This window comes from Tsuneonella flava, assembly GCF_002870965.1.
Lineage (GTDB): Bacteria > Pseudomonadota > Alphaproteobacteria > Sphingomonadales > Sphingomonadaceae > Tsuneonella > Tsuneonella flava.
This window is the reverse complement of the sequence record NZ_PHSO01000007.1, coordinates 259603-273411: the sequence shown is the minus strand read 5'-3', so window position 1 is coordinate 273411 and position 13809 is coordinate 259603. Positions and strand designations below refer to the sequence as shown.

Here is a 13809-nt window from a genome sequence, read left to right as displayed (position 1 = left end):
TCATGGCGCGACTGGTCGTAATCTCGAACCGGGTCGCAGTGCCCAAGGCCCGCGGCGCTGCCGGGGCGCAAGGCGGACTGGCAGGCGCGCTGAATGCCGCGCTCAAGAAACACAACGGTATCTGGTTCGGCTGGTCCGGGCAGGAATGCGCCAGCTTCACCGGCGATATTTCGATGCAAACCAGCGACGGCGTCACCACTGCCACGGTGGACCTGCCGCATCAGGATGTTGAAGAGTATTACAACGGTTATGCCAATGCGACGTTGTGGCCGCTGTTCCACTATCGCCTCGACCTGACCGAATACGAACGGACGACGGCCAAGGGATACGAACGGGTCAACGAACAGTTCGCGGAAAGTGTCGCGCCGCTGATCGAGAAAGACGATCTGGTGTGGGTGCACGATTACCACCTGATGCCACTGGGCGACCGGCTGCGTCAGCGGGGGCTGAAAAACCGGATCGGCTTTTTCCTGCACATTCCTTGGCCACCGACGCGGCTGTTCGTTTCGCTGCCTTATCACGAACGGCTGGTGAAAACGTTGTTGTCGTATGACCTGATCGGTTTCCAGACCGAAGAATGGCTCGACAGCTTTATGCATTACTGCCGCAAGGAACTGGGCGCCGATGTGGACGAGGCGACGGGCCGGATCGCCTACGACGGCACCGAGACTGTCGCGCGGGCCTATCCCATCGGCGTCGATTTCGATCACCTGATGGATCAGCTCGATACCGGCGAGGCGCGTCAGGCGGCGCAGCGGCTGTCATCGAGCACCCGGCACCGTACAGCGATGATTGGCGTCGACCGGCTCGATTATTCGAAAGGTCTGCCCGAGAGGATCGACGGCATCGGGCGTTTCTTCGACCGCAATCCCGATGCGGTGCGTCAACTGGTCTATATCCAGATCGCACCGCCCAGCCGCGAAGATGTGGAAAGCTATCAGCAGATTCGCACAGTGCTGGAACAGAAGACCGGGCAGATCAACGGCGCGCGTTCGGAAGTGGACATCGTGCCAATCCGTTATGTAAACCGGGGGCATTCTCTGGCCGAGCTGTGCGGTTTCTATCGCGTGTCGAAGATCGGGCTGGTCACTCCCTTGCGCGACGGGATGAACCTCGTGGCCAAGGAATACGTCGCGGTGCAGGATCCGGACGATCCCGGTGTGCTGGTGCTGTCCCGCTTTGCCGGGGCGGCGCAGCAGCTCGACGGGGCGGTGATGGTCAACCCGCACAGCCCGGACGACCTGGCCCATGCCATCGAGACGGCGCTGGACATGCCGCTGGCCGAACGCAAGGCGCGGTGGGAAAGCATGATCGGCACTGTGCGCGACGACAATGTTCATCAATGGACCGAACGCTTCACTCACGATCTCGAACGGGTGCCTTGCCCCTGACACCTGCCGATGGCAGGGCAGGGGGCATGAGCGACGAAACCACTGAAATGCCCGGCGAAGCGAGCAATTCTGCCGATGATCGTGTCATGATTTTCGATGGGATCCACAATTTCCGCGATTATGGCGGCTATGCCGCCGATGGCGGGCGTTTGCGGCGCGGCGTGTTGTGGCGCTCAGGGCACCACCGCGACGCGACCGAAGGCGATCTGGCGCGGCTCGACGAAATCGGCCTGAAGACGGTGTTCGATCTGCGCGGCAATTCCGAGCGGGAGAAACATCCTTGCCGCCGGTCGCCTTCTTTCGATGCGGAAGTGATCCTGTTCGACGGGGAAACCGCATCGGGTGTCGCACCGCATGAAGAGGCTGCCCAGGGGGAAGGGCCGGAGGAGAACGCGCACCGCCGGATGCGCTGGGTCTATCGCTCGATCCCGTTCCGCCCGACGCTCAACACCGTGCTGCGCCAGTATTACGATGTCCTCGCCACGCGCGATGCGCCCAGTCTGGTACACTGCTTCGCGGGGAAGGATCGCACGGGGATCGCTGTGTGGGTGCTCCACCGCCTGCTGGGCGTGCACCCCGACGATGCGATGGAAGATTACCTGCTGACTAACACCGCCGGAAACAACGAAGCGCGCATCAATGCCGCCATCGCCGCGATGCGGGCCACCGGACAGGAGGTCGACGAGAGACGAATGCGCGTGGTGATGGGCGTTGCGCCCGAATACCTCGACGTGGCGACAGGCCTCCTGATCGAACGCTATGGCTCTGTCGAAGCCTATGCCGAGGCGGAATTGGGTGTGGACAAGGCCAAGGTCGAACGCTTGCGCGCCATGCTGGTGGCGTGACAACGGGCGTTCCGCCCCCCATATGCGCCAGACACCGGCCCAATAGCTGAGAGAAGACCTGCGATGACCGTTCACAAAACCCGTATGCTGATTATCGGTTCCGGCCCGGCGGGCCTGTCTGCCGCGATATACGGGGCGCGGGCGATGATGGAGCCGATCGTGGTGCAGGGGCTGCAACCCGGCGGGCAGCTAACCATCACTACCGATGTCGAAAACTATCCCGGATTCAAGGATGTGATTCAGGGCCCGTGGCTGATGCAGGAAATGCAGGCACAGGCCGAACACGTCGGCACGCGGATGATGTGGGACACCATCGTCGATATCGACCTCGCCAACGGTTCGCCTTTCCGTGCAACGGGCGACAGCGGCGATATCTACGAAGGCGAAACGCTGGTGATCGCGACCGGCGCGCAGGCCCGCTGGCTGGGTGTTCCGGGCGAACAGGAACTGGGCGGCAAAGGCGTGAGCGCCTGCGCCACGTGCGACGGGTTCTTCTATCGCGGCAAGAAAGTCGCTGTGATCGGCGGCGGCAATACCGCTGTGGAAGAGGCGCTGTACCTCACCAATCATTCGGACGATGTCACGCTGATCCATCGGCGCGACGAACTGCGTTCGGAACGCATCCTGCAGGAACGCCTGTTCAAGAATCCCAAGATCAAGGTTCTGTGGAACAAGGTTGTCGAGAGCTTCGAAGGCGATCCGCTGGCAGGCGGGCTGACGCATCTGTCGCTGAAGGATACCGTCACCGGCGAAACCAGCGACTTCGCGGCCGACGGGGCGTTTGTCGCCATCGGCCATGCGCCTTCGACCGAACTGTTCAAGGGCAAGCTGGAACTCGATGCCGGTGGTTATATCGTGGTCGAACCGGGAACGCCCAAGACCGCGATCCCCGGCGTGTTCGCGTGCGGCGATGTGATGGACCACACGTATCGTCAGGCAGTGACGGCGGCGGGCACAGGCTGTATGGCTGCGCTCGACGCGGAACGGTTCCTCGCCACGCTGGAATTCGCCAAGGGTGAAACGCAAGCGGCGGAATAGGCCCGCTTGTCAGGCGATTGCGCTACGTCGCTCTGTGGCAAATGAAAGGCGCGGTCCGCACGGGGCCGCGCCTTTCGCTTGTCGGTGTCAGGTGCAGGACTTCGCCTCTACCTTGACGTCTTCCGAGAGGTTGGAAATACCCTGTTCGACAATGTCCTTGGCGGGCACGGGAATTGTCTGTGTGGCCACTTCACTGCCGTCTGCGCGCCGGATGACAAGCTCCACCAGCTTCTGTTCGTCGGTGGTGTTGGTGACTTTCACGCCGGAGAACAGCCCGTATTTCGGCTCTACACTTATTCCAGAACATCCGCCGGACGATCCACATCCTGCCAGCATTGCGAAAGGTACGATACCGGCTGCGATCAATGCGAGTTTCTTCAATTGATTACTCCATGCTGTGTTGAAACCGTCAGGGCCGGGCACACACGGTGGCCGGGAAACAATGGCTGGTGGTGGGGGAAAACGCGGCCAGAGCGGAAACAGTCCGGCGGTATTCGCGCAGGGTCTTTGCAATCGCCCGTATGGCAGTCGGATTGCCGGTCATGCCTGCAAGCGCATTGTTTGCAGGCATCAGCGTAGCAGGCGCGAGCTTCGCGCGAAGCGGTTTACGCATAGTCCCCCCGTTTCGTCTGGCCCGATACCCCGGACAGGGTTTGGGCGTGGTTGACGTCGGTTAGCTCAGCTTATCGGCTGAGAGACACAATTCAACCGTTTCTTCCTACGGGGCGCGTTCCGCCATCGTCAGACGAGGCCGAACACCGCTATCCCGGCGTGCAGGATCAGCGCGATCAGCGCCAGCGTCGACAGCGTGAACAGAGCGAAGCGCACCATCACGCGATTGACCGTCGCCTGCCAGATCGAATGCGCCACCCGCAGCCCGACATAGGTCCAAGCGATCGTGGCGTTCACGCCCGACCCCTGACCGATCACCGCCAGCACCAGACAGACAGCGTAAAACAGCGTCGGCGCTTCGTGCAGATGGTTGTAGTTGTGCGCTTTCCATTGAACAGAGGGCGGCAGCGCGCCTTCCAGTTTCGCCCCGGTCCAGCCCACATCGGCACCGGGGGCGTTCTGCCCTTCCATCTTACCGATGGCCGGGATGCGGGTGACATACATCCACACCCACATGACCATCGTCCACGCCATCAGCGCGACCATCGGCTTGAGAATATCCATTCCGATCATACAGCAACTCCCGACTGAGCAAATAGAGTCAGCATCACCGCGCGGATCGCAAGAGTGAGCAGAACGAGGGTAGAGGCGAAGAAGATCACGAACCGCACCGCCACGACATTGACCATCGCCTGCCACAGCGAGTGTGCGATACGCAGTGCGACGTAGATCCACGCCAGCGTCACATCCAGCCCGGTGGCACCCATCATCGCCAGGATCACGACCGTGGGATAGAACACTGTCGGCTGTTCCACGAGGTGGCTGTAGTTATGCGATTTCCAGTTGATCTTCGGGTCGAGCACCCCTTCCAGATCCTGGCCCCGGCCACCGGGCGGCGCCTTGGCCAGTCCGCCGATTTTCTTCAGCGCCGGTATCCGCAACATCGCGGCCCATCCGAGCATTATCAGCGTCCACACCACCAGTACGGCGGCGGGCGCGAGCATCTGTGCCTGCATATCACTCCCCCCTTTATCGATCCCCGTAGTGGAGACTGCGCGAGGGTAATGCCGTTGTCAATTGCAACCGAACCGTCTGGCCGGGGGCAGGACGAGGGGACGATCAGCGCGGCTGGAGGCGCACTGTCCGGTAATAGCCCAGCGGCCCGTCGCCAATCGTGCATTCGAGGCCGTTGCGCTGCGCGATGGCTTGCGCGACTTCGGGCAGTTCTTCCCGCGGCGCGACATGGAACCGCTTCAGCCATCCGCGCAGGCCTGCCGCAGCAATCGCAGGCATCCGCTCCAGACTGCCGAAATCGACGATGTGAAGCGATCCTGTCGGGGAAAGCGCTGCCGCAGCCTGCGCCAGCGCGCCTTGCCAGTCAGGGATCATCGATAACGAGTAAGACACGATCACCCGCTCGAACCCATCCTGCCCGAACAGCGCCATCGGGGTGAAGTGGCAGGCGTCGCCTTGCGCCAGTTGCACATGGTGGGGCAGGCGGGCCGATGCGTTCTTGAGCATTTCGCCAGAAATATCGAACCCGTGCAGCCGCACACCGGGCCATCGCCGCTGGATCAGCGCCAGATTGCGTCCGGTGCCGCAGGCCACCTCCAGCACACGATCGCCCAGCGCGCAGTCCAGCCCGTCGATCAGTCGGTCGCGCCCGAACAGGTAGTACTTGCGGGTGAGGTCGTAGATATGCCGTTGCCCGCGATAGACCGAGTCCATCAGCGCCGCGTGGTCGCCCCCGTGTGGCTGTGCCGATGCCATCAGTCGCGCAACACGTAGAGATGCACCCCGCCATAGATGGAGGAGCGATCACGGCGGGTGAGGTCGGCGGACTGGTCTGCGCGGTAATCCCACTGCGACAGCAACGCCTCATCCACCCGACCCGGCAGCAGGTCCGGCTCGGCAGAGGTGCGGAACAGCACCCGCGCGCCGGGGCGGGCTGTCCGGGTGATTTCGCGCCACAGCTCGGTCAGTTGCGCCGGGTTCATCCAGTCCTGCGCGTCGAGCAGGATATAACGGTCGAGGCTGCTGTCCGGCTCCCCCTTCAGGAAATCGGTGTAACTGGTGCGGCGCAGGCTGACCCGGTCGGCCCGGTCGCGCACCGCGGCATAGTTCCGCCGTTCGAGATAGGGCGGCACCGGCGCATCTTCGCCTTTGCCGTATCCGCGCCCGAACGCTTGCCATGCGAAGTAGTTGTCCGACACCGCGAAGTCGCAGGCCAGCTTTTCCAACCGCCGCCGCAGCACTTCGGCCATGCGTTCGTCGCCTGCCAGGTGCGTGAACTGCGCGGGCGGAATGCCCAGGCCGAACAGCGATGCGGGCTGATCGGTCAGCCAGCGGATGAACTTGCGGTCGAACACCGGGGCCAGTGTGGCCTCGAACGCGGACCGCTGATCTTCCAGCGTGGGCGCATCGAGGATCGCCTCCAGATCGATGCGATAGAGCTTCGCCATCAGGTGCGACAGGCCGATGAACCGGCCCAGCAAACCTTGCCGGTAAATCCCCCGGCTGAAATGCGCGATCCGCTTGCGGCCCGAAATGTCGCGCCGTTCCCAGTATTTGCGGCTCTCGCTATCGAGATGCGGCGCGATATGCGCGTGATAGAGGGCGACGTTTTCCTTGTGATCGGCATCGCCGCAGAACCGGCGGAACCGGTCGTAGCCGGGCAGATGCTTCGCCGCAGCCAGCTTCAGATGCCCCAGCGCGATATGCCCGCGGTTGAGATCGAGCGCGACGATCTGCGCCGGGTTCGCCGTGAGGTAGGACAGCACATTGCAACTGCCGCTGGCGATGGTTACCACCCGGCTGTCGGGCCGGATGTCCAGCCCCTCCATATCGACCACCGGGTCTTCCCAGATCTGGGCATAGACCAACCCTTTGAATGCGAAGGCAAATGCCCGGTCGAGCAGTTTGTCCTTCGCGCCCGCTTCATGGCGGACGACGGCTTCGTCGATGACCCGTTTCGGCTTGCTTGCCATATCGTGTTCCCGTTGGTTGACGGTCTCGTCGATACGGCGCTCAGGTGACTGGCGTGTGACGGTTCGCGCGTGATCAGTCGCTCTCGCCCTCCTGCAACACTCTGGCGAAGGCGGCGCGGTCGGTGTTGCCGCCGCTCAGCAGGATCACGGTGTCTTCATCGACCGGCACCGTTCCCGCCAGCGCCGCCGCCAGCGCCACCGCGCCGCCGGGTTCGATCACCAGCCGCAGCCGTTCGAAAGCGAAACGCTGTGCCGCGCGCACTTGCGCCGGGGTGGCGACAGAGCCGGGTTGCGCGCGCTGTTGCAGGATCGCGAAGTTGATCGGGGCGGTCCACGGGGTTTGCAGCGCGTCGCAGGCAGTCGGCGGGGCATCCGCAGGCACCCGCACGATCTCGCCCGCGGCAAGGCTGAGGCGGACATCGTCCCACCCCTCCGGCTCCACCGGGTAGATTTCTGCATCGAGACATGCCAGCGCCAGCCCGGCAGTCAGCCCGCCACCGCCGCACGGCATAATGAGGCGCGACGGCGCGCGGCCCAGTTGGGCGGCGATTTCGATCCCGGCGCTGCCTTGCCCTTCGATCACCCACGGATCGGCATAGGCGTGCACCAGCACACAGCCACGCTCTGCCGCCAGTGCCCCGGCAATCGCATCGCGATCTTCCCCGCCGGGGCGGTCGTAAAGCACCACTTCGGCGCCCAGCGCGCGGGTTGCGTCCAGCTTGGTTTGCGGGGCATCGACCGGCATCACGATAGTTGCGGCCATGCCCAGCTCGCGCGCGGCCCATGCTACGCCTTGCGCGTGATTGCCGCTCGACAGAGCGATAACCCCACGCGCCCGTTCTTCCGCGCTCAGATCGCTGAGCCGGTGCCAGGCACCGCGAATCTTGAACGCGCCCACCGGTTGCAGGCTTTCCGCCTTCACGTGCAGCCGGACACCGTTGATTTCCACCGGAAGCAACGGAGTGGCCGGCAGGATCTGCGCGATTTTCGCGGCGGCGCGCAGGACACCCGAACGGTTAGGTGCACGGTCGGCATCGCGATTCGGCACGGGGGTGGCAAGTGTCGATTGCTGGTCTGGCCGGTCGGTCAATTCATCGCTCCTGAGTGAGACATGGACCACATGTTACACAGTCCTGACTCAAAAAAATCGCACCTCTCCCAATGCCGAAACAGGCCCGTGCGATCGGGCGTATGCAGGAGGCGGTGGAGGAGGGCAGGCGGCTCATCTGCCGCATGGATACCGATGGCGGCGCTGTAGGAAAGCGTTTTCGGATCATATTGTCTCTCTCCTGCATTCCACTATGGAGCGGATCATTCGAAAGAGCGGGGCAAATGCTACCGCCACACCGGTAAAGAGATTGGAGCATTCATGTCGAAAGTCCTGGTAATCGGCGCGGGCGGGGTCAGCTCGGTCTGCGTGCACAAAATGGCGATGAACGCCGGTATTTTCACTGAGATACATCTGGCCAGCCGGACAAAGGCGAAATGCGATGCCATCGCCGCCAGCGTGAAGGAACGCACGGGGCAGGATATCGCGACTTATGAAATCGACGCCGAAGAAGTCCCGGCGATGACCAACCTGATCCACCAGATCGAACCGAGTCTGGTGATCAATCTGGCGCTGCCGTATCAGGATCTGCCGATCATGGACGCCTGCCTCGCCGCCGGGGTCAGCTATCTCGACACCGCGAACTACGAACCGAAGGACGAAGCGAAGTTCGAATACAAGTGGCAGTGGGCCTACCACGACCGGTTCAGGGATGCCGGGCTGATGGCGCTGCTGGGTAGCGGGTTCGATCCGGGCGTGACCAGCGTGTTCACCATGTGGCTGAAGAAGCATAAGCTGAAAACCATACGCCAGCTCGACATTCTCGATTGCAACGGTGGCGATCATGGTCAGGCCTTTGCCACCAACTTCAACCCGGAAATCAACATCCGCGAAGTGACCGCACCTGCTCGCCACTGGGAAAACGGCGAATTCGTCGAGACTCCGGCGATGGGCAAGAAGGTCGAATTCGACTTTGAGGCCGTCGGCCCCAAGAACATGTACATGATGTACCATGAAGAACTGGAGAGCCTCGCCCGCTTCAACCCGGAGCTGGAGCGTGCGCGCTTCTGGATGACTTTCGGGGACGAATACATCAAACACCTCACGGTGTTGCAGAATGTCGGGATGACCCGGATCGATCCGGTGAAATATCAGGGCAAGGATATCATCCCGCTGCAATTCCTCGCTGCTGTGCTGCCCAAACCCGAAACGCTGGGCGAGACGACCAAGGGCAACACCAACATCGGTGTGATCGCCACTGGTGAGGCGCTTGACGGATCGGGTGAAAAGACGTTCTACATCAAGAATATCTGCAGCCACGAGGCCGCTTATGAGGAAACCGGCAATCAGGCTGTCAGCTACACCACCGGCGTGCCGGCGATGATCGGCAGTGCAATGGTGGTGCAGGGCAAGTGGAGCGGGCAGGGCGTGTTCAACATGGAACAGATGGACCCCGATCCCTTCATGGATATGCTCAACACGCAGGGCCTGCCCTGGACGGTCGAGGAACTGGACGGGCCGGTTTCCTTTTAAGGGTGGTTCTGCTTTTGGTGCGTGGAAAGGGCAACAATGGAAACCAGGGCAGGCGATCCCGGCGCATTCGCGCAGTTTGACCTCAATCGGGTGGATACCCCGGCGTTTGTGGTCGATGCGGCAAAACTGCGCGCCAATCTGCAAATACTGGCCGATATTCGCGATGCCGCCGATATCAAGGTGTTGTCTGCGCTCAAGGCATTCAGCATGTGGTCGGTTGCGCCTATCATCGGGGAATATCTCGATGGGGTGTGCGCCAGCGGCCTGTGGGAAGCGCGGCTCGCCAGCGAGTTCTACGATGGCGAAATCACTACTTATTCGCCTGCGTATAAGCCCAATGAGCTGGAAGAAATCTGCCGCCTGTCGGACCACGTGCTCTTCAACAACCCGGCTCAGATAGAGCGGGCACGGCTGATTCTGGAGCAGGCACGGCTCACTTCCGGGGATTTCGAAATCGGTCTGCGGGTCAATCCCAGGGTGCCGACCGGCGAAGTGCCGCGTTACGATCCCTCCAGCCCCGGCAGTCGGCTTGGCTTTCCTATCGATCAATTGACGCCGGAGATGATGGAAGGGATTGACGGCATCCATTTCCACAATCTGTGCGAACAGGATTTGCAGCCGTTGCAGGCCACGTGGGACAAAGTGTTCGACGCGATAGAGCCGTGGTTCGGGCAGCTCAAATGGATCAACATGGGCGGCGGGCATCATATCACCCGCGCCGATTATCAGCGTGAAGAACTGATCGAATTCCTGCGCGATGCGAAGGAAGACACCGGCGCGGAAATCTATCTCGAACCGGGCGAAGCCGTAGCGCTGGACGCAGGGATACTGGTTGGGACGATCCTCGATTCAGGGGTGAACGATGTGCCCTTCGCGATCACCGACATATCCGCCACCTGCCACATGCCCGATGTGATCGAAGCACCCTATCGCCCGGCGATGCTGCACGAACGCGCCGGGGAAGGGGAACCGATCCGGCTGGGCGGGCCCTCGTGCCTGGCGGGGGACGTGATTGGCGATTATTCGCTGCCGGTTCCGGCAGAGCCGGGGCAGAGGATCGCATTCCTCGATCAGGCGCATTATTCGATGGTAAAGACCAACACTTTCAATGGTGTGCAATTACCGTCGATATGGCTGTGGGACAGCGAGAGCGATCAGCTCGATCTGGTGAAAAGCTTCGATTACGAGGATTTCCGCAACCGGCTGAGCTGATTGCCGTCAGGCCGCGGCGCGGGGGCGGGGGAAGATCGTCGCCATCGTATGGCTGCCGACATCGTAACATAGCCGGTCGCGGCCGCTGGCCTTGGCGTGGTACAATGCGGCATCGGCTGTGCGATAGGCCTGCCGCATCCCTTCCTTGCCGATAGAGGCCATTCCTGCGCTGGCGGTGATGGTTTCCTGCACTTGCGGAACGGCGGATCGCGCCTCCGCAGCGATCCGTTCGCGCACAACGTTGAGCGCGATCGCAGCGGCATCGATGGATGCCGCATCGATCGCGACAGCGAATTCTTCGCCTCCCAGACGCCAGGCGCGCAGAATCTGACCTGCTGAGACGCAATCCGCCAGTGCCTTGCCCACTGCGCGCAATACTTCGTCACCCACCAGGTGGCCGTGGCGGTCGTTGATCGTCTTGAACCGATCCAGATCGACGATGGCCAGCACATCCGATTTGCGCCAGCGCCGCGAATCGAAATCGCGGCGGTTGAACAGGCCGGTCAGCGAATCTCTTGACGCGACTTCGGCCAGTTCGGAGCCCCTTCGCAACGCCTCGTCGCGTTCGTGTTTCACGCTGTTGAAACGCCACGCAATCGCTATCGACATGGCGATTCCTTCGCCGGCCATTGCGATATAGAACGCGGTATCGGCGGTATAATCGAGCGGCGAGAGATTGAAGGCGCGGGCAATGCGTTCGACAGCGACAAGGGTCGGCACGATCCACGCATATGTGAATGCCCGCGCCATCACACTGCCTTTGCGCCACGCCTCGCGGATAGCGATAGTGCCGATTACTATGCCCGGTACGAACAACAGGTGATAAATTCCGCGCAGCGACCAGCCGGTCAGCCACGCAAGCGGTGCGATCAGACTGGCGGCAAAGGCGATAGAAGCCGTCAACACGATCAGGCGCCGCATGCTGGGGGTAATCATTCCCGGTTCGAGAAAGTTCAGCAGGAACGGTCCCAGCATACTGATCGAAATGGCCACCGCAGCGTATGAAATTGTCGTGCGGGGCCATAATTCCAGATTGGGAAATATAAGAAATATCAATGAGCTGGACGAGATCGTGTAGATCATCAGCATGCCCAGTCCGGTAAAGTTGTAGAATGCAAATCTGCTCTGCATGGCAATCGACATCACCAGGCTGTGAATCGCGACGATTGCTAGCATGCCAGTCAGAAAAGCCAGCATGACCGACAGCACAAGCCGTTCCGGTGCGACACTGTCGTGGGGGGCAACGGACATACTGGTGGCCACTTGCGGACCGATGGGATTGTCGATTCGCATGTAAATCGAATCGATATCTTTCGTTTCCAGCGGCAGGGGGATCGAAAACCGGGTTCCCGCAGTCCAGTGGTGAGCGATTGCAGTGGGGGTGTAATGGGTTGCGTGAACTTTGCCGTCGCGCCCGATTGTGGCGATGGTCATCCCGTCCGACGCCATCGAATCGCTTTGTAAATCGACCGTGCCAGGCGGCATTTCGGCTGGTGGAATACGTACCCAAGCATGCCGGGTTTTCATGTCGCTACGCTGCGCCGGACAATGCCAATCGCCGCTGGCACGCGCTTCTGCGAGGGTAAGGGGCGTGTCGGATGCCAGACTGCACGATTGATCGAACAGCGAATGCGCGCTGGCTGGCGAGACGACAGCCAGTGTGGCGAGAAACGCCAGTATGACTGCTGTCAGGGTTGCTATGCGTCTCACCATGGCGGCCTGATACGCCCAAACTATTGAATAGTCTTTAATGTCAGTGGCCTCCACACCGCCCAGGCTGATGCACGCTTCGTCTCATCGCGGGTTGTGCAATTCAATCTCCATTTTCACTTGCGATTCATCGCTGGCCGATTATATGCGCCCTCCGCTGCCCCAAGGGGACTTCCTAACCGCAAGGCAGCCTCGTTCAAACTTACCGTTTGGGGGTCCCTTGAATTGCACATCTATCCTGACGCTCGGTCTGTAGTTCGCGACATCTCGCCGGACGAGCCGGTTATCCTTAACCGTCCGCACGCTGCTGCGCGCGCTGCCCACTTCTTTGCGGAGAAGTTTCCGGGCAAGTCGCTCTATGCGGTGAAGGCGAATCCTTCGCCCGATCTGCTGCGCGTGCTGTGGGCCAACGGTATCAGCCATTTCGACGTCGCTTCTATCGCTGAAGTGCGGTTGGTGCGGCAGACTCTGCCCGATGCGACTCTGTGCTTCATGCACCCGGTCAAAACGGCGAAGGCGATTGCCGAAGCATACAATGTGCACGGTGTTCGCACTTTCAGCCTCGATACGGTCGAGGAACTGGAGAAGATCGTTTCGGCCTGTTCCGATGCCGATGGCATTCCGCCAAGCGACCTGCGTCTGCTGGTCCGTTTGCGTGTGTCGAGCGAATATTCGGAACTGAGCCTGGCTTCGAAATTCGGAGTGGATCTGGCCGATGCCGCGGCGCTGTTGCAGCAGACCCGCCAGCACTGCGACTGGCTGGGCGTGTGTTTCCATGTCGGCAGTCAGGCGATGACCCCGTTCGCCTATGTGCAGGCGCTGGAACGTGTGCGTGCTGCAGTGGCCGAAGCATCGGTGGTAATCGACGTGGTCGATGTCGGCGGCGGTTTTCCCAGCGAATATCCGGGCATGGAACCGCCTCCGCTGGAAGATTTCTTCTCGGTGATTTTCCGCCACTTCGAAGCGTTGCCGATTGCTTATAACGCAGAGCTGTGGTGCGAACCCGGCCGCGCGCTGTGCGCCGAATATTCATCGCTGGTCGTCCGCGTGGAAAAACGCCGGGGCGAAGAGCTGTTCATCAACGACGGTGCCTATGGCGCGTTGTTCGATGCCGCGCATATCGAGTGGCGTTTCCCGGTCAATGCGCTGGAAGACGACCTGACTCAGCCGGTCTCCGAATTCTCGTTCTATGGCCCGACCTGCGACGATGCCGATTTCATGAAGGGCCCCTTCATGTTGCCGGAAGATATTCAGGCGGGCGACTATATCGAAATCGGTATGCTCGGTGCCTATGGCGCTGCGATGAAGACCGGGTTCAACGGTTTCGGCAATGCCGAGCAATATGTTGTCGAAGACGAGCCGATGAGCAGCCTCTATCGCGGCGACCGCGTCGACCCGCGCGCGAGCGACAACGTTGTGAGCTTGCGATAAGG

Annotated in this window: 14 protein-coding genes; 6 read left to right on the top strand and 8 right to left on the bottom strand. The window is 61.4% G+C overall.

What is annotated here, in order from left to right; genetic code table 11:
* Nucleotides 1-2: 2 nt before the first annotated feature.
* From CV013_RS13465 to trxB, 3 genes are all read left to right on the top strand, one after another.
* Nucleotides 3-1391, top strand: a complete 1389-nt coding sequence (locus CV013_RS13465) for an alpha,alpha-trehalose-phosphate synthase (UDP-forming) (RefSeq protein ID WP_102156202.1) — start codon at nt 3-5, stop codon at nt 1389-1391.
* Between the two features lie 26 nt (nt 1392-1417).
* On the top strand, nt 1418-2236 hold the full coding sequence (locus CV013_RS13460; protein ID WP_223805318.1) for a tyrosine-protein phosphatase: 819 nt from the start codon (nt 1418-1420) through the stop codon (nt 2234-2236).
* Nucleotides 2237-2299: 63 nt separating this feature from the next.
* The gene (gene trxB / locus CV013_RS13455; RefSeq protein ID WP_102156201.1) at nt 2300-3274 is read left to right on the top strand and encodes a thioredoxin-disulfide reductase; all 975 of its coding nucleotides are present in this window, start codon (nt 2300-2302) and stop codon (nt 3272-3274) included.
* 87 nt (nt 3275-3361) lie between these two features.
* Here trxB and CV013_RS13450 read toward each other — a convergent pair whose 3' ends face one another.
* The 7 genes from CV013_RS13450 to CV013_RS13420 form a co-directional block, all read right to left on the bottom strand.
* On the bottom strand, nt 3362-3655 hold the full coding sequence (locus CV013_RS13450; RefSeq protein ID WP_102156200.1) for a hypothetical protein: 294 nt from the start codon (nt 3653-3655) through the stop codon (nt 3362-3364).
* 28 nt (nt 3656-3683) lie between these two features.
* Nucleotides 3684-3887: a hypothetical protein gene (locus tag CV013_RS13445; RefSeq protein WP_102156199.1), complete on the bottom strand. Its 204-nt coding sequence runs from the start codon at nt 3885-3887 to the stop codon at nt 3684-3686.
* A gap of 128 nt (nt 3888-4015) precedes the next feature.
* On the bottom strand, nt 4016-4459 hold the full coding sequence (locus tag CV013_RS13440; RefSeq protein ID WP_190276540.1) for an MAPEG family protein: 444 nt from the start codon (nt 4457-4459) through the stop codon (nt 4016-4018).
* On the bottom strand, nt 4456-4902 hold the full coding sequence (locus CV013_RS13435; protein WP_102156198.1) for an MAPEG family protein: 447 nt from the start codon (nt 4900-4902) through the stop codon (nt 4456-4458). The genes CV013_RS13440 and CV013_RS13435 overlap by 4 nt, the downstream gene beginning before the upstream one ends.
* 103 nt (nt 4903-5005) lie before the next feature.
* Nucleotides 5006-5656 carry a class I SAM-dependent methyltransferase gene (locus CV013_RS13430; RefSeq protein WP_102156197.1) on the bottom strand — a complete coding sequence of 217 codons (651 nt, stop codon included), beginning with the start codon at nt 5654-5656 and terminating at the stop codon, nt 5006-5008.
* Nucleotides 5656-6873: a DUF3419 family protein gene (locus CV013_RS13425; protein WP_102156196.1), complete on the bottom strand. Its 1218-nt coding sequence runs from the start codon at nt 6871-6873 to the stop codon at nt 5656-5658. The genes CV013_RS13430 and CV013_RS13425 overlap by 1 nt, the downstream gene beginning before the upstream one ends.
* A gap of 73 nt (nt 6874-6946) precedes the next feature.
* Complete coding sequence (locus CV013_RS13420) at nt 6947-7921, bottom strand: threonine ammonia-lyase (RefSeq protein WP_102156251.1); 975 nt, start codon at nt 7919-7921, stop codon at nt 6947-6949.
* Nucleotides 7922-8242: 321 nt separating this feature from the next.
* Between CV013_RS13420 and CV013_RS13415 the strand changes: the two genes are divergently transcribed.
* Both CV013_RS13415 and CV013_RS13410 read left to right on the top strand, forming a co-directional pair.
* A complete protein-coding gene (locus CV013_RS13415) occupies nt 8243-9454 on the top strand; it encodes a saccharopine dehydrogenase family protein (RefSeq protein WP_102156195.1) in 1212 nt (403 codons plus the stop codon).
* Nucleotides 9455-9490: 36 nt separating this feature from the next.
* A complete protein-coding gene (locus CV013_RS13410) occupies nt 9491-10666 on the top strand; it encodes a carboxynorspermidine decarboxylase (RefSeq protein ID WP_102156194.1) in 1176 nt (391 codons plus the stop codon).
* A gap of 6 nt (nt 10667-10672) precedes the next feature.
* Here CV013_RS13410 and CV013_RS13405 read toward each other — a convergent pair whose 3' ends face one another.
* Nucleotides 10673-12376 carry a GGDEF domain-containing protein gene (locus CV013_RS13405; RefSeq protein ID WP_198591879.1) on the bottom strand — a complete coding sequence of 568 codons (1704 nt, stop codon included), beginning with the start codon at nt 12374-12376 and terminating at the stop codon, nt 10673-10675.
* A gap of 225 nt (nt 12377-12601) precedes the next feature.
* On the opposite strand from CV013_RS13405, the gene CV013_RS13400 reads away from it, so the two are divergent.
* Nucleotides 12602-13807 carry an alanine racemase gene (locus tag CV013_RS13400; protein ID WP_102156192.1) on the top strand — a complete coding sequence of 402 codons (1206 nt, stop codon included), beginning with the start codon at nt 12602-12604 and terminating at the stop codon, nt 13805-13807.
* The last annotated feature ends 2 nt before the right edge of the window (nt 13808-13809 follow it).